Here is a 19,993-nt window from a genome sequence, read left to right on the forward strand (position 1 = left end):
ACCCACCTGCTGTTCGGCATCCCCTACGACCGCATCGAGGTGGTCGTGCACCCGCAGTCGATCGTTCATTCGATGGTCACCTTCGTCGACGGCTCGACGATCGCGCAGGCCAGCCCGCCGGACATGAAGCTGCCCATCTCGCTGGCGCTGGGCTGGCCGCGCCGCGTCCCCGGCGCGGCCGCCTCCTGCGACTTCAGCACCGCCTCGACCTGGGAATTCGAGCCGCTCGACGGCGACGTGTTCCCCGCGGTCGACCTCGCCCGGCGGGCCGGGGAGACCGGCGGCTGCATGACCGCGGTCTACAACGCCGCCAACGAAGAGGCGGCCGAAGCGTTCCTCGACGGCCGGATCGGCTTCCCGGGCATCGTCAAAACGATCGCCGAGGTGCTGCACGCCGCCGACCAATGGGCCGTATCACCCGCTAACGTGGATGAGGTACTGGACGCGCAGCGCTGGGCACGGGAGCGGGCGCGGCGCGCCGTCGCAGTAGCAACGTCTGCGACCCCGGCAGTGGCCCCTGACAAGGTCTCGGGATTGGCTTGAGAAAGGTCCTGGCAGCGAAATGATGTTCGTTATCGGCATTGTGCTGTTCGCGCTGGCCATCCTGATCTCGGTGGCCCTGCACGAGTGCGGCCACATGTGGGTGGCGCGCGCCACCGGCATGAAAGTGCGCCGCTACTTCGTCGGCTTCGGGCCCACGCTGTGGTCGATCCGGCGCGGGGAGACCGAGTACGGCGTCAAGGGCGTCCCGCTGGGCGGCTTCTGCGACATCGCCGGCATGACGCCGGTCGAGGAGCTGGCGCCCGACGAGACCGACCGGGCGATGTACAAGCAGGCGACCTGGAAGCGGGTCGCGGTGTTGTTCGCGGGCCCCGGCATGAACTTCGTCATCTGCCTGGTGCTGCTCTACGGGATCGCACTGGTCTGGGGTCTGCCTAACCTGCACCCACCCACCAGGGCCGTGGTCGGCGAAACGGCGTGTGTGGCACCGGAAGTGGCGCCGGGCAAGCTCGGGACCTGCACGGGCCCCGGTCCGGCCGCGCGCGCCGGGATCCGCCCCGGCGACATCGTGGTCAAGGTCGGCGACACCCCGGTGTCCAGCTTCGAGGACATGGCCGCGGCGGTCCGCAAGCTGCACGGGACCGTTCCGGTCGTCGTGGAACGGGACGGCTCCACCGTCACCACCTATGTCGACATCACGCCCACGCAACGCTTTGTCGGAAACGGACAGGGCGGCAAGCCGGAGGCCTCGACGGTCGGCGCCATCGGTGTCGGCGCCGTCAGGCTCACGCCCACCCACTACGGCGTGTTCTCCGCGGTGCCGGCCACGTTCGCGTTCGCCGGGGGACTGACCGTCGAGGTGGGCAAGGCGCTGGTCGCGATCCCGACGAAGGTCGGCGCGCTGGTGCATGCCATCGGCGGTGGGCAGCGCGACCCGCAGACGCCGATGAGCGTCGTCGGGGCCAGCATCATCGGCGGCGACACCGTCGACCACGGGCTGTGGGTGGCGTTCTGGTTCTTCCTGGCCCAGTTGAACCTCATCCTCGGTGCGATCAACCTGGTGCCGCTGCTGCCCTTCGACGGCGGCCACATCGCGATCGCGGTGTTCGAGAAGGTCCGCAACATGATCCGCTCGGCCCGCGGCATGGTGGCGGCCGCGCCGGTGAACTATCTCAAGCTGATGCCCGCGACGTATGTGGTCCTGGTCTTCGTCGTCGGGTACATGCTGCTGACCGTCACGGCCGACCTGGTGAATCCGATCCGGCTGTTCCAGTAGACGAGAGAAGGCAAAAAGTGTCTGTTGGCCTGGGAATGCCGGACGCCCCGGCACCCACGCTCGCGCCCCGTCGCCCCACGCGCCAGCTGATGGTTCGCGACGTCGGGGTGGGCAGCGACCACCCGATCTCGGTGCAGTCGATGTGCACCACCAAGACCCACGACGTCAACTCGACGCTGCAGCAGATCGCCGAGTTGACCGCGGCGGGCTGCGACATCGTGCGGGTGGCTTGTCCGCGTCAGGAGGACGCCGACGCGCTGGCCGCGATAGCGTCCAAGAGCAAGATCCCGGTGATCGCCGACATCCACTTCCAGCCCAAGTACATCTTCGCCGCCATCGACGCCGGCTGCGCCGCGGTGCGGGTCAACCCCGGCAACATCAAGGAGTTCGACGGCCGGGTCGGCGAGGTCGCCAAGGCCGCCGGCGACGCCGGCATCCCGATCCGCATCGGCGTCAACGCCGGCTCGCTGGACAAGCGGTTCCTGGAGAAGTACGGCAAGGCCACCCCCGAGGCGCTGGTGGAGTCGGCGCTGTGGGAGGCCTCGCTGTTCGAGGAGCACGGTTTCGGGAATATCAAGATCAGCGTCAAGCACAACGACCCGGTGGTGATGGTCGCCGCCTACGAGTTGCTGGCCGCCCGGTGCGATTACCCGCTGCATCTGGGGGTCACCGAGGCCGGGCCGGCGTTCCAGGGCACCATCAAGTCCGCGGTCGCCTTCGGCGCGCTGCTGTCCAAGGGCATCGGCGACACCATCCGGGTGTCGCTGTCGGCCCCGCCGGTAGAGGAGGTCAAGGTCGGCGTCGGAATCCTCGAGTCGCTCAACCTGCGGCCGCGGGGGCTCGAGATCGTGTCGTGCCCGTCGTGCGGCCGGGCCCAGGTCGACGTTTACACGCTGGCCAACGAGGTCACCGCCGGCTTGGACGGTCTCGACGTGCCGCTGCGGGTCGCCGTGATGGGCTGCGTCGTCAACGGTCCCGGCGAGGCCCGCGAGGCGGACCTGGGCGTGGCGTCGGGAAATGGCAAGGGCCAGATCTTCGTTCGGGGCGAGGTGATCAAGACCGTTCCGGAAGCCAAGATCGTCGAGACCCTGATCGAGGAGGCGATGCGTCTCGCGTCCGAAACGGGTGACGAATCGGGCGACGGGCCGCAGACAACCGCGAGCGGTTCGCCGGTTGTGACCGTAAGCTGATAGGGGCCGGTGCGCTCGCACCGGTCCCCGGCACCCACCACAGGGAGTTCGCCCCCATGTCGGCTCCGCCCATCTTCCGCCTCGTCGGCGAGCGGCGGGTGTCCGTGGTGCGCGATGCCGCCACCGTGTGGCGCGTTTTCGACGAGGACCCGGTCGGGTCGTGCATGGTCGCGGCCCGCGTCGCCGACCACGGCGTCGACCCCAACGCGATCGGCGGCGAGTTGTGGACCCGCCGCGGCCCGGAGGAGTCGTTGTGCTTTGCCGGCGCCAACCTGATCCCGCTGCGTGGCGCGCCGGCCGACCTCAACGCGTTCGCCGACGAGGCGATGAGCGGGACGCGGCGCTGTTCGTCGCTGGTCGGCAGGGCCGACCTGGTGCTGCCGATGTGGGAGCGGCTCGAGGTGGCGTGGGGCCCGGCGCGTGACGTGCGCGAGCAGCAGCCGCTGATGGCGCTGTCCGCCCATCCCAACTGCGACATCGACGTCGGGGTGCGCCAGGTCCGGCCGGACGAGTTGGACGCCTACCTGGTGGCCGCCGTCGACATGTTCATCGGGGAGGTGGGTGTCGACCCGCGCATCGGCGACGGCGGCCGTGGCTACCGGCGCCGGGTGGCCAGCCTGATCGCCGCCGGGCGGGCCTGGGCGCGCTTCGAGGACGGTCAGGTCGTCTTCAAGGCCGAGGTGGGGTCGCAGTCCCCGGCGGTCGGCCAGATCCAGGGCGTCTGGGTGCACCCGGAGTGGCGCGGCCAGGGACTGGGCACGGGCGGCACCGCGACGGTGGCCGCGGTAATCGTGGGCGCCGGGCGCATCGCCAGCCTCTACGTCAACGACTTCAACGCGGTGGCCCGCGCGGCGTATGCGCGCGTCGGCTTCACCGAGGTCGGCACGTTCGCGACCGTCCTGCTGGACTAGCCCCCGCGCCGGGGCCGCGGACGTAACGGTTTCGTCTCGGTGTGTCTGCGCGGGCGGCGGTGTCACTGTTCTTAACATCAGCACCGATGGCAACTCGAACAACATTCGTCTCGTCAGTCACGTGCTTGGTGGTCGTTGCCGCGATCGCGCTGTCCGCGTGCACCCCGCGGCCCGACGGGCCCGGCCCGGCCGCCGAGCAGTTCTTCGCCGCCCTGGCCGTCGGGGATACCGCCAGCGCCGCCCAGCTCAGCGACAGCCCCAACGACGCCCGCGAGGCGCTCAACGCGGCCTGGGCGGGGCTGCAGGCCACCCACCTCGACGCGCAGGTGCTCAGCGCCAGGTACGCCGAGGACACCGGCAAGGTGGACTACCGCTTCTCCTGGCATCTGCCGAAGGACCGGGTCTGGACCTATGACGGCGAGCTGAAGATGGCCCGCTACGAGGGACGCTGGCGCGTGCGCTGGACCACCACCGGGCTGCACCCCAAGCTGGGCGAGCACCAGACGTTCGCGCTGCGGGCCGACCGGCCGCGGCGCGCCTCGGTCAACGAACTCGGCGGCACCGACGTGCTGGTGCCGGGCTACCTGTACCACTACACGCTGGACGCCACGCAGGCCGGCTCCGGGTTGGCCCTGAGCTCGACGGCGCACGCGGTGGCCGACGTCCTGCACCCCTTCAACGACGCGCTCGGCGATCCCCAGCTGCTCGCGGAGCAGGCCAGCTCGTCGACCCAGCCGGTGGACCTGGTCACCCTGCATCCGGACGACAACGACAAGGTTTTCCCGGCGATCGGCCGGCTGCCCGGCATCGTGATCACGCCCCAGCCCGAGATGCTGCCCACTGACCCGCATTTCGCGTCGACGGTGGTGGCCGAGGTGAAGAAGACGGTCATCGGCCAACTCGACGGCGAGCCGGGTTGGCGGGTGGTCAGCGTGAACCAGAACGGTGTCGAAGTCGAAGTGCTGCACGAGGTTCCGGGGTCTCCGGCGCCGTCGGTCTCGCTCACCCTGGACCGGGCGGTGCAGAATGCCGCCCAGCACGCCGTCGACAGCCGCGGCGGTAAGGCGATGATGGTGGTGATCAAGCCGTCGACCGGGGAGATCCTGGCGATCGCGCAGAACGCCGGGGCCGACGCCGACGGCCCGCTCGCCACCACCGGGCTGTTCCCGCCGGGGTCGACGTTCAAGATGGTGACCGCCGGTGCGGCCGTCGAGCGCGACATGGCCACGCCCAACACGATGATGGGCTGCCCGGGCCACATCGACATCGGGCACCGCAGCATCCCCAACTACGGCGGCTTCGACCTCGGCGTGGTGCCGATGTCGCGCGCGTTCGCCAGTTCCTGTAACACCACATTCGCCGAGCTGAGCAGCAAGATGCCGCCGCGCGGGCTGACCCAGGCGGCCAGCCGCTACGGCATCGGGCTGGACTACCAGGTCGAGGGCATCACCACGGTCACCGGCTCGGTGCCGCCGACGGTGGACCTGGCCGAGCGCACCGAGGACGGCTTCGGGCAGGGACGCGTGCTGGCCAGCCCGTTCGGCATGGCCCTGGTGGCCGCCACGGTGGCTGCCGGCAGGACGCCGGTGCCGCAGCTGATCGCCGGGCGGCCGACGACGGTACAGGGTGACGCGACGCCCATCAGCCCCAAGATGGTCGAGGCCCTGCGGCCCATGATGCGGCTGGTGGTGACCAACGGGACCGCCAAGGAGATCTCGGGCTGCGGGGCGGTGTTCGGGAAGACCGGCGAGGCCGAGTTCCCGGGCGGATCGCACTCGTGGTTCGCCGGGTACCGCGGCGACCTGGCGTTCGCGTCCCTGATCGTCGGGGGTGGCAGCTCGGAGTACGCGGTCCGGATGACCAAGGTGATGTTCGAGTCGCTGCCCCCGGATTTCCTGGCGTGAGGCCCCGGCCCGCCCGCAGCGGTAAATTGCCGGGGTGGGCGCTGAAAGCGGTGGAGACATGGTGGCTCCGGTATCGCTGCGGGTTTCCGACGCCGACCGCAACGGCACGATGCGGCGGCTGCACAACGCCGTCGCGCTCGGGCTGATCGACGTCGACGAGTTCGAGCAGCGCTCGTCGCAGGTGTCCTACGCTCGTACCCGGGGCGAGCTGGACGTGCTGGTCGGCGACCTGCCGGGGCCCGGCGCCATCGTCAGCTCCGCGGCGGACCGGGTGGAGCTGCGGGGCTGGGCGGGCTCGCTGAAGCGGCACGGCGAATGGACGGTGCCCACCCGCCTGGCGCTGGTGCGCCGACTGGGCTCGGTGGAACTCGACCTGACCAGGGCCCGGTTCGCGGGGCCGGTGGTGGTCATCGAGATGGACATGAGGTTCGGCTCGGTGCAGATCCGGTTGCCCGCCGGCGCCAGCGCCTCGATCGACGACGTCGAGGTCTACGGCGGCAGCGCCAGCGACCGACGCAAGGACGCACCGGGCGAGGGAAGGCCGCATGTGGTGCTGACGGGGCGGGTGGTGTGCGGATCGGTGACCATCCGGGGGCCGCGCCGGTCGCTCCTGCGCCGGCATCGGGGGTAAATCGGCGGCGGCGTGTCGCCGCCCTGTGTGCACCGCGGACGCGGCCGATCCACACGCGTGGCCGGGCCGGCCCCGGGCCGGGCGATTAAGCTGGCGGTATGTCTGCTCGCACCGTGCTTTCCCCCGGAGTGTTGTCCCCCACCCGGCCGGTGCCCGCCCGCATCCCGCGCCCGGAGTACGTCGGCAAGGCGACCGCCCAAGAGGGCAGCGAGTCGTGGGTGCAGACGCCGGAGGTCATCGAGAAAATGCGCGTCGCCGGCCGGATCGCGGCGGGCGCGCTGGCCGAGGCGGGCAAGGCCGTCGCGCCGGGGGTCACCACCGACGAACTGGACCGGATCGCCCACGAGTACATGGTCGACCACGGCGCCTACCCGTCCACGCTGGGATACAAGGGGTTCCCCAAGTCGTGCTGCACCTCGCTCAACGAGGTCATCTGCCACGGCATCCCCGACTCGACGGTGGTCGAGGACGGCGACATCGTCAACATCGACGTCACCGCCTACATCGACGGGGTGCACGGCGACACCAACGCCACCTTCCTGGCCGGCGACGTCTCCGAGGAGCACCGGCTGCTGGTGGAGCGCACCCACGAGGCCACGATGCGGGCGATCAACGCCGTCAAACCGGGGCGTGCGCTGTCGGTCGTCGGCCGGGTGATCGAGTCGTATGCGAACCGGTTCGGCTACAACGTGGTTCGCGACTTCACCGGGCACGGGATCGGCACCACGTTCCACAACGGGCTGGTGGTGCTGCACTACGAGCAGCCCTCGGTGACCACGACCATGCAGCCGGGCATGACGTTCACCATCGAGCCGATGATCAACCTCGGCGCGCTGGACTACGAGATCTGGGACGACGGCTGGACGGTGGTCACCAAGGACCGCAAGTGGACAGCGCAGTTCGAGCACACGCTGCTGGTCACCGAGACCGGTGTCGAGATCCTCACGCTGCCATGACGCCGTAAATGGTGAGCGGGGCGCTGCTGGTCGCCGGCACCAGCTCCGACGCCGGGAAGTCGGTGGTGGTGGCGGGCCTGTGCCGGCTGCTGGCCCGCCGCGGGGTCCGGGTCGCGCCGTTCAAGGCGCAGAACATGTCCAACAACTCGGCCGTCACCGTCGAGGGCGGCGAGATCGGGCGGGCCCAGGCGTTCCAGGCCCGGGCGGCGGGCCTGGAACCCAGCGTCCGCTTCAACCCGATCCTGCTCAAACCGGGCGGCGACCGCACGTCGCAGCTGGTGATCCGCGGCCGGGTCGACGGATCGGTCGCCGCCGCGGACTACATGAAAAACCGCGACCGGCTCGCCGGCATCGTTTCCGACGAATTGTCCTGCTTGCGTAGAGAATTCGATGCGGTGATCTGCGAGGGCGCGGGTTCTCCCGCCGAGATCAACCTGCGCGCAACCGATGTGGCGAACATGGGCCTGGCCAGGGCCGCGAACCTTCCGGTGCTGCTGGTCGGGGACATCGACCGCGGCGGTCTTCTCGCGCATCTGTTCGGCACGCTGGCCGTGCTCGAACCCGAGGACCAGGCGCTGGTCGCCGGCTTCGTCGTCAACAAGTTCCGCGGGGACCCCGCACTGCTGGAGCCGGGCCTGCGGCAGCTGCACGCCATGACCGGGCGCCCCACCTACGGTGTGCTGCCCTACGCCGACGACCTCTGGCTGGACGCCGAGGACTCGCTGTCGGTGGTCGCCCACCGCGCCGTGGGCAGGCCCGCGCCACCATGCGGCGACGAATGGCTGCGGGTCGCGGCGGTTCGCCTGCCGCGCATCTCCAACTCCACCGACGTCGAGGCGCTGGCCTGCGAGCCGGGCGTCCTGGTGCGCTGGGTAACAGACCCCGCCGACCTGGCCGACGCCGACCTGATCGTGCTGCCGGGCAGCAAGGCCACCGTCGCCGACCTGGCCTGGCTGCGGGACCGCGGCCTGGCCGGCGCGATCGTCGGTCACGCCCGCGCCGGCAAGCCGGTGCTGGGCATCTGCGGCGGCTTCCAGATGCTGTGCCGGCGCATCGTGGACCCGGTGGAATCCCGGGCGGGGGAAACCGCCGGGCTGGGGTTGCTGGACGCCGACATCGCCTTCGCCGAGGCCAAGGTCCTGCGGCGCTGGCAGCGGCCGCTGACCGGATACGAGATCCATCACGGGCGGCTGTCCCGGTGCGCCGAACGGAGCTGGTTCGAGGTCGAGTCCGAACCGCAGGGCATCGAGCGCGCCGCGGTTTTCGGCACGCATTGGCACGGGCTGCTCGACAACGACGGGTTCCGCCGCGCGTGGCTGACCCGCGTCGCCGACGCGGCCGGACGCCGCGGATTCGTCGTCGGAGACGTCGATGTCGCCGCCCGGCGCGACGCCCAGCTGGACGTCGTCGCCGAGTTGCTGGAGTCGCACCTGGACCTCGGCGCCGTCCTGGGCCTGCTCGACGCGTCGCCGCCGCGGCGACCACACATCGCAACCGAGTTGCGGGTCTGACCGGCTGGTGGCTGCCGAAAAGCCTCGCGCCCGCATGCCGATCAGCTGTAGCGTGCGTAAGTGCCCTCGATGATGACCACCCTGGACGGGTTTCCCGTTCCCGTGGGGATCTCCGGTCCGGAGAAGGGCGTGGTCGTGGTCATCCTGGGCGACGCGCAGCGGCTGCCGGCGGCCTACGACGCGGTGTGCGAGCGGCTGCACACGGCCTCGCTGCGGACGGTCGTCATCGGCTTCGACCCGCGGCTGACCCCCAAGTCGGTGATCGGCATCCTCGATGCGCTGGGCGTCGGGTGGGCCGTCGTGGTCGGCGACCGTGCCGGGGGAGAACTCGCCTGGGAGTTGGCGGCGACCAGGCTGGGCCGGTTCGTCGGCCTGGTGGTCATCGACCGTGGACATCCGCGAGTGGCCGACACCGGAGGCGCGGTGCGCGACGACCGTTGCCCGTCGGTGGAGATCGGGACGACCGTGCTGGTCAGTTCCCCGGCGGCCCGCGCGGTGGCCCACGAAAGCCAGCGGTTCGTCTACTCCGATTACCGCGTCGTGGAACTTGCCCGACGCACGGCGCAGGAGTCGACCGCCCAGCTGGCCGCCGAGATCGTGCTGCGCACCAGCACCTGGTAGTCCCGCCCGGTTGGGCTGCAAGCGATTTACCGACGGCTGCCGCGCGGTGCGGCGCGTCGGCGGTGACCGAGGAGGCGATGCGTGGTCGACACCGCTGTAACGGCCGGTCCGGTCGTCGGCCTGACCACCTACCTGGACCGGGCGCGGACCGGGGTGTGGGACGTGCCGGCCGGTTTCCTGCCCGCCGACTATTTCCGGGGCGTCACGATGGCCGGTGGCGTCGCGGTGCTGCTGCCGCCGCAGGCGGTGGGGCCCGGCGTCGCCGACCGGGTGCTTGACCGCCTCGACGCCCTGGTGCTCACCGGCGGCAACGACATCGATCCCGCGGCCTACGGGCAGCAGGCGCACCCGGACACCGACCAGCCGGTACCCGCGCGCGACGACTGGGAGTTCGCGTTGTTGCGGGCCGCGCTGCGGCGCGGGCTGCCGGTACTGGGCATCTGCCGCGGCGCGCAGGTGCTCAACGTGGCCTTCGGCGGGACGCTGCACCAGCACCTGCCCGACGTCCTGGGCCACCACGGCCATCGGGCCGGCAACGCGGTCTTCACCTCGTTGGCGGTGCGCACGGTGCCCGGCACGCGGTTGGCGGGACTGCTCGGCGAATCAGCCGAGGTGCGCTGTTACCACCATCAGGCCGTCGCGGAGGTGGGTGCGGGACTGGTGGTCAGCGCGTGGGACGCCGACGGGGTGGTCGAGGCGCTCGAGGTGCCGGGCGACGGCTTCGCGCTGGCCGTGCAATGGCATCCGGAGGAGTGCCTGGGGGACCTGAGGCTGTTCTCGGCGATCGTGGAGGCCGCGCGCGCATACGCCGCTGCGGTGAAACCCGGTGCGCCGGGCTCAGCTCGGCCTGCGTCGTGACGGTTGCCCCGGTGGTTCGGTCTCGGCGACCAGGCGGATCGGCTCGCCGACGCGCGCCCGCCGCAGCGGCCGTGCGGGACCGCGCGTGGTCGGCGCGGGTTCGGTCCAGCCGCGCGGCACCGTCAACAGCCCGACCGACGCCCCGCAACCGACTCGCACGGTGATCTTCGCGCCGCCGGCACCACCCGGATCGGGCAGCATCCAGCGCAGCGCCGCCGCCTTGTTGAGGGAGTTGAGGTGGCTGATCGCGACGTCCAGCGGCGCGGACAGCGAACTGAGCTTGGACAGCGACGCCGTCACCGGCAGCAGGGGCTCATCGAAGCTGCTCAGCGGTGAGCGGGAGAGCCCGGCCAATCCGTCGGGGATTGCCGCGGTCACCTGCCGGCCGGCCGCGACGACGTCCGAAGCCGCCTTGACCCGCCAGCCGCCGGACACCCCCGGGGCCGTCTCGCCGCGGTGAGCCGGCGGCGGGGCGAAGGGCGGCACCGTCGCCGCATCCGCGGACGCGGCCGCGTACGCGTACATGGCGGCGGCGTCCTGCGCCCACATCTGCTCGTAGACGGCGTCGGTGTCCGCGACGTCCGCGCTGGTGTGGCCCAGGAAATTCGTGGCGGCCAACGCCGCGCGCCGCGCTCGGTTGGCCTCGACCGCGGGTGGTGGAACCGTCGCGGCGAACGCCGCCTCGTAGGCGGTCGCGGCCGCCTCGGCGTGGGCGGCGGTCTGCCGGGCCCGCGCGGCGAGGGTGTCCAGCCATTCGCGGTGGCGAGCCAGGGCCCGGGCCGTCGCCGGGTCGGGGCAGTCCCGCGCGAGTTGCCCGATCGCCGCGGCGTAGCCCGCCGCCGCCTCCCCCAGGGCGCCGGCCAGCGTCTCCCAGGCGGCGGCGGCGGTCATCATCAGCTCCGAACCGGGGCCCGAATACAGCTGCGCGGAGATGATCTCCGGTGGTCGCATCCCGAAGTTCATCGCTAGCTCACTTGACGGACGGATCGGGCGGTGCGCAGGAACATGAAAACTCCCTCGATGCTCGAGTGCGAGGACGGGCCGATGCCGGGGGTCGTCGGACACATGTCGAAGGCTTTACCCGCTCGCGTCTCGGCGAATCGGCAGCAGCGACGGTCCGGCGCAGGCCTGTCAGCAGCGGGCGACGCAGAGCTCGGTCAGGATGTCGCGGGCAGTCGGGGTGACCGCGGGCGCGCGCGCGTCGATGTCGCCGGGCCGGCAGTGCGGCGCGACGGCGGGCGACGGGGACCGCACCGCCTGGGCGGCGACGCGGCTCCCGGTCGGCGGTCGGTCGCGGGTCATCCAGGCGTTCTTTTTCTGGTGCATCGGCGAACGGTCGCTCGAAAGGCCGTGGGCGACAGAGTATCCCGAGCGATCGTCGGGCTGCGCGTGAGGGCCGCCGGCACCGGCGTGCGACACGGTGACGGGTTGCGGGACGATGGCGGCGGCCACCGCGGTGCCCCGGGATGCCCAGCCCGTCGTCACGGCGGCCAGGACACACAGTGCGGCCAGGGCCGCGAGCGCCGGCCACCACCGCCGACTCCTACCGCCACACCGAAACTTCACAGTGGTTTCGACTGTAGTGGGGCGGTGGTCTCGGCCACCTGTGAGAACGATCAGAGTCAGGTGTGCGTTCCCCTAAGGGTGCGGCCGGGCGACGAGGTCGCCGGCTCACCCGACGGCCGGGACGCGGGGCATCACGGTGGGCGTCGACCCGTAGCGGGGCAGCTGGGGGACGAAGCCGCGCCCGGCCCGCGCGGACAGCGGCATGCCCCCGAGCATGCTCGCCGGCCCCTGCGCTGCGGGGTTGCCGAGGCTGCCGAGTGCGCCCGGGCCGGGCAACGCCGAGCCGGCCGCGCCCATGGGGCCGGTGGCGGTCCAGGCGGGGGGCACGGACAGCGGGCCGATCGAGGCCGCGTGCCTCAGCCCGGCCGACACCGCGCCGCCGAGCCCGCCTATCGACTGGCCGAGCCCGCCGGTGGCCGCGCCGGCGCCCTGCAGGCCGAGGAAATCGACCACGTTGCCCAAGAAGTTTCCCGGCATGTAGAAGCCCGAGGAGAAGATCGTGTTCAGGGCGTTGTCGTTGATGAAGGCGCCGAGCGGTGACCCGTCGGTTCCGCCCAGCAGGCTGAGGATTCCCGCCGGGCTGGAGATGTCGACCCCGCCCAGCCCGAGCCAGTTCTGGATGCCGCCCAGGCCCGGGCGGAGAGCGTCTTCAGCGCCGTCGGCGCCGACGCCATGAGCTGGGAGATCGTGGTCTGGGCCTCGGTGGCGCCGCCGGTGGTGTGCGGCGGGGCGGGGAACGACGTCGGGTCCGCGGACGAGCCCGCGTAGCCGTACATCGCCGCGGTGTCCCGGGCCCACATCTCGGCGTACTGCGCTTCGGTGGCCGCGATCGCCGGGGTGTTCTGGCCCAGCAGGTTGGTGGCGACCAGCGACGTCAGCTGCGCGCGGTTGGCCACGATCACCGGCGGGGGCACCGTCATGGCGAAGGCGGCCTCATAGGCCCCGGCGGCCGCCTTGGCCTGGGCGGCGGTCCGTGCGACCTGCGCGGCGCTGCTCCCCATCCAGGCGACGTAGGGCGCGGCGGCCGCCGCCACGGCGGCCGATGCCGGCCCACGCCAGGAGCCGGTGGTGATGTCTGCGACCACCGATCCGTAATCGGCCGCGGTACGCGACAATCCTGCGGCCAGGCCGTCCCAGGCGGCTGCCGCGGTCAGCAGGGGGCCGGGCCCCGGTCCGGTGTACATGCGTGCGGAGTTGACTTCCGGTGGAAGCGCTGCGAAATCGATGACCGGGTCCTCCCGTGGGTTGGCTGGCTGGTGGTGTGCGTACGCGGGTCGCGACGGCCCGTGCACACAGAACGACTGGCGCCCAGAATTTTTGGGCATGGTCAAGTATCGACATCCGAAACGATTGCGGCGCAACGGCTATCGATGTGCAGAGCTTCGCCGGACCTGGGTTCGGCGTGGTGGCGATCGCGTCCGGCGCCAGCGAGCGGGCGCAGGACCGGTCATATGGCGTCCCTTCGGTCGGAAGCGATCCCCGCAAGAAGAACCTAACCGGGCGGGGGCTCACAGATGCAATTGATTCGCAACAATAATGCAAATAGTTCGCAACTATGCGCCGGGGTGGGCGTCGCCGCCACGGTGTCAGCCGCGCCGGACGATGAGGGGGATGGCCATCTCGGCGGGGGTGGCCGCGCCGTGAAAACCGATGAGCCGAGCCGTCTCCGGGGGTTCGTGCGCGGTCGCCAATACGGCCAGGTCGCCGGTGCAGGTGACCACGACGTCACCGATGCGGGCCGCGTGGCGCGGGTCGACCGGCCCGAACACCCCGCTGGCCACGGCCTCCTCACGGCTGTGGACCTGCGCGCGGTCACCGAGGATCCCGGCCCAGGCCGCCCGCACGTCGGCGGCGGCACCCGCCTCGGTGTGCAGGTGGCGCACCCGCGGCTCGCCGGCCACCACCCGCACTCCGGCGGCCAGGCGCGGGTCGGCGTCGAGGTCGATGCGGGCATCCGGCCCGACGTTGAGGCCGCCGTGGTCGGCGATCACCAGCAGCACGGCACCGGCGGGCAACTCCTCGACCAGCCGGGTCAGCAGCGCATCGACCCGGGCCGCCGCCCCATGCCAGGCGGGCGAACCGATTCCGGCCACGTGCGCTGCGGTGTCGAGGTCGGCGGTGTAGCCGTAGACGAGGCCCGGCGCCGAGCGCAGCGTGGCGGTCAGCGCCGCGGCGTAGTCGTCGCCGGGAAGGGTCGGGACGAACCGCGCCCCGCGGTAGGCCGCGTCGGTCAGACCGCTGCCCATGAACGCCGCGGGCAGCACGGCGTGTGCGGCGACGCCCGCGCGCTCGAGACGGCCAAACCAGGTCGGCAACGGCTGCCAGGCGGCGTACGGCGGGTCGTCGCGCCAGAGGATGTGGTTGAGCACCCGGTCGGTGCCGGGGACGTTGAGGGTGAAGCCCAGGATGCCGTGTTCGCCGGGACGCGCGCCGGTGCCCAGGGACACCAGGCTGGTCGGCGTCGTCGACGGGAACGTGCACGCCAGCCGGGTGAGCCGCCCGCTCCCACCGGCCAGCACCGAGGAAAGCAGCGGCGCGCCGGCGGCCAGCTCCGGCAGCAGGTGCCAGCCCAGCCCGTCGACCAGCACCACCAGAACGCGATCGACCCGGTCCCCGGCCGCCTCCGCCAGCGCGAGACGGTCGGGCGCACCGGGGACACCCAGCAGCGCGGCCGCGGCGGGCAGCACGTCGCAGAGGGAACCGGTCATGGCGGCCAGGCTAGACCCTTGCGAGCCGCCGGCTGGTCACCTCCAGCTGGCGGGTGGTGGTGCCGGCCAGCGCCCGGACCTGCGCGGGCCGCAGCCGCCCGCACAGCCTGCCCCAGTGCACCGCGACCTCGTCGCCGACCGCCGCGTCGGGCACCGCACTGTACCCGTCGGCCCAGACGTCGAGGGAGAACACCGACGGGTCGGCCAGCGCCAGCGACCGGCCGTCCCACGTCAGCGCGCGGCGCGACACCTCGACGTCGTCCCCGGCGCGGGAAATCACTGTGCCCCAGCTGATGCGGCAGTTGTCGAGCACGCTCAGCGGGTGCTCGCCGCGGCCCAGGAACCGCGTCCACGGATACACGCCGAACACGTGGAAGCAGTGGTTGGGGGCGGCCTCGCGGGTCAGGTCGGTCGTGAGATGCGACCAGTAGCGCCCGGCCTGCGGCCCGATGATGTCCAGCAGCGCGGCGAAGAAGTCGTCGGGGTCCACGCCGGCGCCGACACCGCCGCCGAGCCAATAGGATTCGACGAGCCGGTGATCGAGCGGGTCCGCAATCCCGGTCAGGGCCGACAGGACGCGCAGATAGGGCCACGCCCCGGAGAACCGCGCCGCCGCGGCGCGGACGTCCTCCACCGAGCCGTCGCGCAGGGTGGCGCCCAGCGGGGGCCCGCAGTAGCCCAGCGCGTTGGGGGCGTAGGCGTAGCGGGCGAACATCTCCACGCCGTCGCCGGGGCCGGGCCCATCGATCGTCAAGTGTGCCCCGCGAGCTTGACGGCGTCACGGTGCATGCGCCCGAAGTTGTAGTACGCCGCGCAGGCCCCCTCGGGGGACACCATGCACGTCCCGATCGGCGTCTCCGGGGTGCACGCGGTGCCGAAAACCTTGCATTCCCAAGGCTTGAGGACCCCCTTGAGCACCTCGCCGCACTGGCAGGCCTTGGGATCGGCGACGCGCACGCCGGGCATCGCGAAGCGCAGCTCGGCGTCGAACTCGGCGAAGTCGTCGTGCAACCGCAGCGCGCTCTGCGAGATGAAGCCCAGGCCACGCCATTCGAAGTGCGGGCGCAACGCGAACACTTTGCCCAGCAGCGCCAGCGCCGCCGGATTACCCTGTTCGGGAACGACGCGCTTGTACTGGTTTTCCACCTCGCAGCGGCCCTCGCGGATCTGGGTCAGCAGCATCGCGACCGCGGCCAGGATGTCGAGCGGTTCGAAGCCGGCCACCACCAACGGCTTTCGGTAGACCTCCGGGACGAAGCGGTAGGGACGGTTGCCCACGACGGTGGAGACGTGGCCGGGGCCGATGAAGCCCGACAGCCGCAGGTCGGGCGACTCCAGGATCGCCTTGATCGGCGGAACGATCGTGACGTGATTGCAGAACACGCTGAAGTTGCCCACGCCCAGCTCGCGGGCGCGTACCAGCGTGACCGCGGTCGACGGTGCGGTGGTCTCGAAACCGATGGCGAAGAAGACCACCTGCTTGTCCGGGTTGTCGAGCGCGATCTTCAGTGCGTCCAGCGGCGAGTAGACGAAGCGCACGTCGGCGCCTTTGGCCTTGGCGTCCAGCAGGCTGCCGTCGGAGCCGGGAACGCGCATCATGTCGCCGAAGCAGGTGAAGATGACGCCGGGTTGGGAGGCCAGCCACATGGCGTCGTCGATGCGGCCCATCGGGATCACGCACACCGGACAGCCCGGGCCATGCACCAGTTCGACGTTGCCCGGCAGCAGGTGCTCGATGCCGTGCCGGTAGATGGTGTGGGTGTGCCCGCCGCACACCTCCATGAACTTGAACTGGTCGCCGCCGTCGCCGGCCGGGCGCGCCAACTTTTCAGCCAACTTCTCAATGGCGGCGAGCAGCTTGCGGGCCGCCGCCGGGTCGCGGAATTCGTCAACGAATTTCATTGCGCCCCCTCAGGTTATCGCCGAAGAGTCGAAGGCTTCCAGCTCGGTGCTGTACGCGTCGCCGAGTTTCTGGATGGCGGCCAGGGTGAGCAGCGCCTCGGTCTCGTCGATCTTGGCCATCGCGAACCCGACGTGCACCAGCACCCAGTCGTCGGGTGCGGGCGGGTCGTCTTCGAGCAGGCGCACGCTGATCGTGCGCTGGACCCCGCTGACGTCGACCTTCGCCAGATAGTTTGCGGCATCGGTGATCTCGACGATCCGGCCCGGAATGCCAAGGCACATCCCATGTTCTCCTCTCAGCAGATTCGCGGCAGCGGGTCCCCGACGAGCATGTCGACGATCCGGGTGCCGCCGAACCCGGTGCGCAGCACCACGCTCTCGCCCGGCTCGGCGATGATCTCCCCGACCTCGGCGGCCTGAGCGCCCAGCGGATGCGACCGCAGGGCGGCCAGCCCGTCGGCCGCCTCCTCGGGGGCGACGACCGCGACGAACTTGCCCTCGTTGGCGACGTAGAGCGGATCGATGCCGAGCAGCTCGCAGGCACCGTTGACCGTGGGCGCCACGGGCAGTCGCTCCTCGTCGAGCAGCACGCCGAGGCCGCAGGCCTGCGCGAGTTCGTTGCACACGGTGCCTACACCGCCGCGGGTCGCATCCCGTAGCCAGCGGGTGGACGGGGCGGCCGCCATGAGCAGCTCCACCAGGGGGCTGAGCGAGGCGGTGTCCGAGGAGATGTCGGCCTCGATGGCCAGGTCGCCCCGTGCCAGCATCACGGCCATGCCGTGATCGCCCATCGACCCCGACAACAGCACCTTGTCACCGGTGCGCACCGACGCCGCCGACAGCGCGCGGCCCGCGGGAACGACGCCGGCCCCGGTGGTGGTGACGAACATGCCGTCGGCGGCGCCCCGGGGCACCACCTTGGTGTCGCCGGTGACGATCTGCACGCCGGCTTCCGCCGCGGCGGAAGCCATGTCGGCGACGATCTCCTTGAGCTCGGCGATCGCGAAGCCCTCTTCGAGGACGAACGCCGCCGAGATCCACGACGGCACCGCGCCGGCCATCGCCAGGTCGTTGCAAGTGCCGTGGACGGCCAGGGCGCCGATCGAGCCGCCGGGAAAGCGCAGCGGCTGCACCACGAACGAGTCGGTGGACATCGCGATCCGCTCGCCGCCGGGCAGGGTGAGGACCGCGCCGTCGCCGAGCGACTCCAGCGCCGGGTTGCGGAACGCCTCCAGGAACACCGCGTCCACGAGTGCCGCCGAGGCCTTGCCGCCCGCCCCGTGCGCCAGGGTCACCTGCTCGTCGCGCAGCCTGGGGCGGCGCCGCCGGAACAACTCGATGCGCTCGATCACCTCGCCCTCGGCGAACCGCGGCCCCGACGAGAGGTACTCGCCCGCCGAATTACTCATGCCGCCCCCACATCCGGGTCGCCGAGCCGCCCGTGGGTGGCCGACCACAGCGAATAGGCGAGCAGCGCCTGGGCCTCCTGGATGCGGTGCACGCTCTGCGAGCGCACGACGAAGCAGCAATCCACATCCGCATTGTCCACGAAGGCCCCGCCGTCGTAGCCGGCGAAACCGACGGTGTAGAGACCGCGCCGCCGGGCCTCGGCCAGCGCGGCGAGCAGGTTCGGCGAATTGCCGCTGGTCGACATCGCGATCGCGATGTCGCCGGCCCTGGCGCGGGCGATCAGCTGGCGGGCGAACACCAGCTCGAACCCGACGTCGTTGCCCAGCGCGGTCAGGATCGCCGGGTCGGCGGTCAGCGACCAGGCCGCAAGGGGCCGTCCGATCGGTGGCCGGGCGAACAACCGCGCCAGCGTCGTGGAGTCGGTGCAGCTGCCGCCGTTGCCGAAGGTGAACATCCGCCCGCCCGCCGCGAATCGGCGGGCCAGCTCGGCGGCGGCGCGGTCCAGCAGCTCCGCGTTGGCGTCCAGCGTGGAGCGCCGCAACGCCAGGCTCTCGGCGGCCTTGGCCTGCGCGGAGGCGGCCAGGTCGGTGAGCAGGGAGGCCGGGTCGTCCGCGGCGCCGTCGATGAACGGGTACAGGAAGTTCGTCGGCTCGTCAGTCATCGCCCTCCTCGTCGAGGCGGCTGATCGCCGTACCGGCGTGCAGCACCACCAGATCCCCGGTGGTCACCGGATCGACGAGCGCCGTCGCCACCGTCTCCACGCCCCGCGCGGTGCGCACCGGCGCCTGCCCGGCCACGGACGCCGCCACCACCTCACCGAGGCGGCCCTCGTCACCGCACGTCACGCAGACCGCGTCGGTGCGCCCGGGTTCGAGCAGGCCCGCGTGCTCGAAACACACGTGCGTCAACTCCCACAGCAAGTGGTAGAACAGCACGAACCCGCCCGTCGCGGGCACGCGCGGGTCGGGGTCGTCGACCCAGAGCACGTGGTCGGCCGCACCGGCCGCGGGCCGTTCGCCGCTGCCGATCCAGAGCGTGGTGGCGCCCCACGCCGGGGCGCGGCGCAGCACCGAACGCACCCGCGCGTCGTCGGCGCCGGACACCGCGACCACGATGTCGCCGGGCCGCACGGAGACGCGCGTGAGGTCGACGATGTCCGGCCCGGTCAGCGCCACCGCGGGCAGCGCCCGTTTGCCCATGATCACCGGGTGCACGAACTCGACCGCGATGTGCAGCGCGTGCGGTTCCCACGACGGCGCGATCGACCACAGGGTGGCGCCGGCGGCGAACCGCCTGGCCAGGCTGAACGCGGCGGCGGCCAGGTCCCGGGCCAGCTCCGCGCCGAGCCCGCGATCGATGGCCGTGGCGGGGTTGGGGGTCACGGCCCGGCCTCCTCGAGCGCGATCAGCGTGGCGACCGCGGCCTGCCCGAGCGCCAGCCCGCCGTCGTTGGGCGGAACGGTGTGGTGGGTCAGCACCTCGAACCCGTTGTGTTGCAGCCGGTCACGGCAGGCGCGCGACAACAGCACGTTCTGGAACACGCCGCCGGTGAGGCCGACGAGCCGGGTCTGCCCGGCCACCCGGGCGACCGCGGTGGCGACCGCGTCGGCGACCGCCCGGTGGAACGACGCGGCGAGCAGCGCGGGCCGGGTGCCGGCGTGCAGCGCCGACACCAGCGTCTGCACCAGGGGGGCGGGATCGATCACCCCGTCGGCCCGCACCGCCGGCCGCAGCGACGGCCCGAGCGCTTCGGTATCAGGGCCGGCGGACTCGGCCAGCGCCTCGAGTTCGATCGCGGCCTGGCCCTCGTAGTCGATCCGGTGCCGCACGCCCAGCAGGGAGGCGACCGCATCGAAGAGCCGGCCCATGCTCGAGCACGGCACGCATCCCATCCCACTCTCCAATTGCGAACGGAGCAAAGCCAATTCCTGCGCACTCGCCGCCGCGACCGGCGCCAGGTCCGGGGCCCAGTCGAGGTCGGCCGCCCACAACTGGGCCAGCGCCATCCGCCACGGGTTGCGCACCGCGGCGTCGCCGCCGGGCAGCGGC

General features: G+C 71.8%; 20 protein-coding genes and 2 pseudogenes. 10 read left to right on the top strand and 12 right to left on the bottom strand.

Features of this window, described 5'->3' with window-relative positions:
• The 10 genes and pseudogenes from AC2VOR_RS13250 to AC2VOR_RS13295 form a co-directional block, all read left to right on the top strand.
• A pseudogene (locus tag AC2VOR_RS13250) lies at positions 1-543 on the top strand (1-deoxy-D-xylulose-5-phosphate reductoisomerase); the annotation flags it as partial.
• A 19-nt stretch (positions 544-562) separates the two neighbouring features.
• Positions 563-1,777: a M50 family metallopeptidase gene (locus tag AC2VOR_RS13255; RefSeq protein ID WP_369739511.1), complete on the top strand. Its 1,215-nt coding sequence runs from the start codon at positions 563-565 to the stop codon at positions 1,775-1,777.
• A 17-nt stretch (positions 1,778-1,794) separates the two neighbouring features.
• A complete protein-coding gene (ispG, locus tag AC2VOR_RS13260) occupies positions 1,795-2,967 on the top strand; it encodes a flavodoxin-dependent (E)-4-hydroxy-3-methylbut-2-enyl-diphosphate synthase (protein ID WP_369739510.1) in 1,173 nt (390 codons plus the stop codon).
• Between the two features lie 56 nt (positions 2,968-3,023).
• Positions 3,024-3,878 carry a GNAT family N-acetyltransferase gene (locus AC2VOR_RS13265; protein ID WP_369739509.1) on the top strand — a complete coding sequence of 285 codons (855 nt, stop codon included), beginning with the start codon at positions 3,024-3,026 and terminating at the stop codon, positions 3,876-3,878.
• 86 nt (positions 3,879-3,964) lie between these two features.
• On the top strand, positions 3,965-5,782 hold the full coding sequence (locus AC2VOR_RS13270) for a penicillin-binding transpeptidase domain-containing protein (protein ID WP_369739508.1): 1,818 nt from the start codon (positions 3,965-3,967) through the stop codon (positions 5,780-5,782).
• A 58-nt stretch (positions 5,783-5,840) separates the two neighbouring features.
• Entirely contained in the window at positions 5,841-6,413 is a 573-nt protein-coding gene (locus tag AC2VOR_RS13275) for a DUF1707 SHOCT-like domain-containing protein (RefSeq protein WP_369739507.1), read from the top strand.
• A gap of 98 nt (positions 6,414-6,511) precedes the next feature.
• Complete coding sequence (gene map, locus AC2VOR_RS13280) at positions 6,512-7,369, top strand: type I methionyl aminopeptidase (protein ID WP_369739506.1); 858 nt, start codon at positions 6,512-6,514, stop codon at positions 7,367-7,369.
• 8 nt (positions 7,370-7,377) lie between these two features.
• Positions 7,378-8,880, top strand: coding sequence for a cobyric acid synthase (locus AC2VOR_RS13285; protein WP_369739505.1), 1,503 nt, complete (start codon positions 7,378-7,380; stop codon positions 8,878-8,880).
• Positions 8,881-8,949: 69 nt separating this feature from the next.
• Entirely contained in the window at positions 8,950-9,501 is a 552-nt protein-coding gene (locus tag AC2VOR_RS13290) for an alpha/beta hydrolase (protein WP_369741675.1), read from the top strand.
• Positions 9,502-9,582: 81 nt separating this feature from the next.
• Entirely contained in the window at positions 9,583-10,359 is a 777-nt protein-coding gene (locus AC2VOR_RS13295) for a gamma-glutamyl-gamma-aminobutyrate hydrolase family protein (RefSeq protein WP_486963925.1), read from the top strand.
• Here AC2VOR_RS13295 and AC2VOR_RS13300 read toward each other — a convergent pair.
• From AC2VOR_RS13300 to AC2VOR_RS13355, 12 genes and pseudogenes are all read right to left on the bottom strand, one after another.
• Positions 10,339-11,322: a PPE domain-containing protein gene (locus AC2VOR_RS13300; protein ID WP_486963926.1), complete on the bottom strand. Its 984-nt coding sequence runs from the start codon at positions 11,320-11,322 to the stop codon at positions 10,339-10,341. The two genes, AC2VOR_RS13295 and AC2VOR_RS13300, sit on opposite strands and share 21 nt — an antisense overlap.
• 168 nt (positions 11,323-11,490) lie before the next feature.
• Positions 11,491-11,925, bottom strand: coding sequence for a hypothetical protein (locus AC2VOR_RS13305; protein WP_486963927.1), 435 nt, complete (start codon positions 11,923-11,925; stop codon positions 11,491-11,493).
• Between the two features lie 105 nt (positions 11,926-12,030).
• Complete coding sequence (locus AC2VOR_RS13310; protein WP_369739501.1) at positions 12,031-12,402, bottom strand: PE/PPE C-terminal domain-containing protein; 372 nt, start codon at positions 12,400-12,402, stop codon at positions 12,031-12,033.
• A 182-nt stretch (positions 12,403-12,584) separates the two neighbouring features.
• Positions 12,585-13,109 (bottom strand): annotated as a pseudogene (locus AC2VOR_RS13315) (PPE family protein); the annotation flags it as partial.
• Between the two features lie 402 nt (positions 13,110-13,511).
• The gene (locus AC2VOR_RS13320; RefSeq protein WP_369739499.1) at positions 13,512-14,633 is read right to left on the bottom strand and encodes an alkaline phosphatase family protein; all 1,122 of its coding nucleotides are present in this window, start codon (positions 14,631-14,633) and stop codon (positions 13,512-13,514) included.
• A 10-nt stretch (positions 14,634-14,643) separates the two neighbouring features.
• Positions 14,644-15,348, bottom strand: coding sequence for a DUF6390 family protein (locus AC2VOR_RS13325; protein WP_486963930.1), 705 nt, complete (start codon positions 15,346-15,348; stop codon positions 14,644-14,646).
• 35 nt (positions 15,349-15,383) lie between these two features.
• Entirely contained in the window at positions 15,384-16,535 is a 1,152-nt protein-coding gene (gene hypD, locus AC2VOR_RS13330) for a hydrogenase formation protein HypD (protein ID WP_486963928.1), read from the bottom strand.
• Positions 16,536-16,544: 9 nt separating this feature from the next.
• Entirely contained in the window at positions 16,545-16,817 is a 273-nt protein-coding gene (locus AC2VOR_RS13335; RefSeq protein WP_369739497.1) for a HypC/HybG/HupF family hydrogenase formation chaperone, read from the bottom strand.
• 14 nt (positions 16,818-16,831) lie between these two features.
• On the bottom strand, positions 16,832-17,944 hold the full coding sequence (gene hypE / locus AC2VOR_RS13340; RefSeq protein ID WP_369739496.1) for a hydrogenase expression/formation protein HypE: 1,113 nt from the start codon (positions 17,942-17,944) through the stop codon (positions 16,832-16,834).
• Positions 17,941-18,606 (bottom strand): D-sedoheptulose-7-phosphate isomerase, encoded by a 666-nt coding sequence (locus AC2VOR_RS13345; protein ID WP_369739495.1) that lies wholly within the window; start codon positions 18,604-18,606, stop codon positions 17,941-17,943. The genes hypE and AC2VOR_RS13345 overlap by 4 nt, the downstream gene beginning before the upstream one ends.
• Positions 18,599-19,327, bottom strand: a complete 729-nt coding sequence (locus AC2VOR_RS13350) for a HypC/HybG/HupF family hydrogenase formation chaperone (RefSeq protein WP_369739494.1) — start codon at positions 19,325-19,327, stop codon at positions 18,599-18,601. Before AC2VOR_RS13350 ends, AC2VOR_RS13345 begins: the two co-directional genes overlap by 8 nt.
• On the bottom strand, positions 19,324-19,993 hold a 670-nt coding region (locus AC2VOR_RS13355), incomplete at its 5' end, for a Kae1-like domain-containing protein (protein WP_486963929.1). The genes AC2VOR_RS13350 and AC2VOR_RS13355, both read right to left, overlap by 4 nt.

The sequence above is a fragment of the Mycobacterium sp. TH-M103 genome (assembly GCF_057473785.1).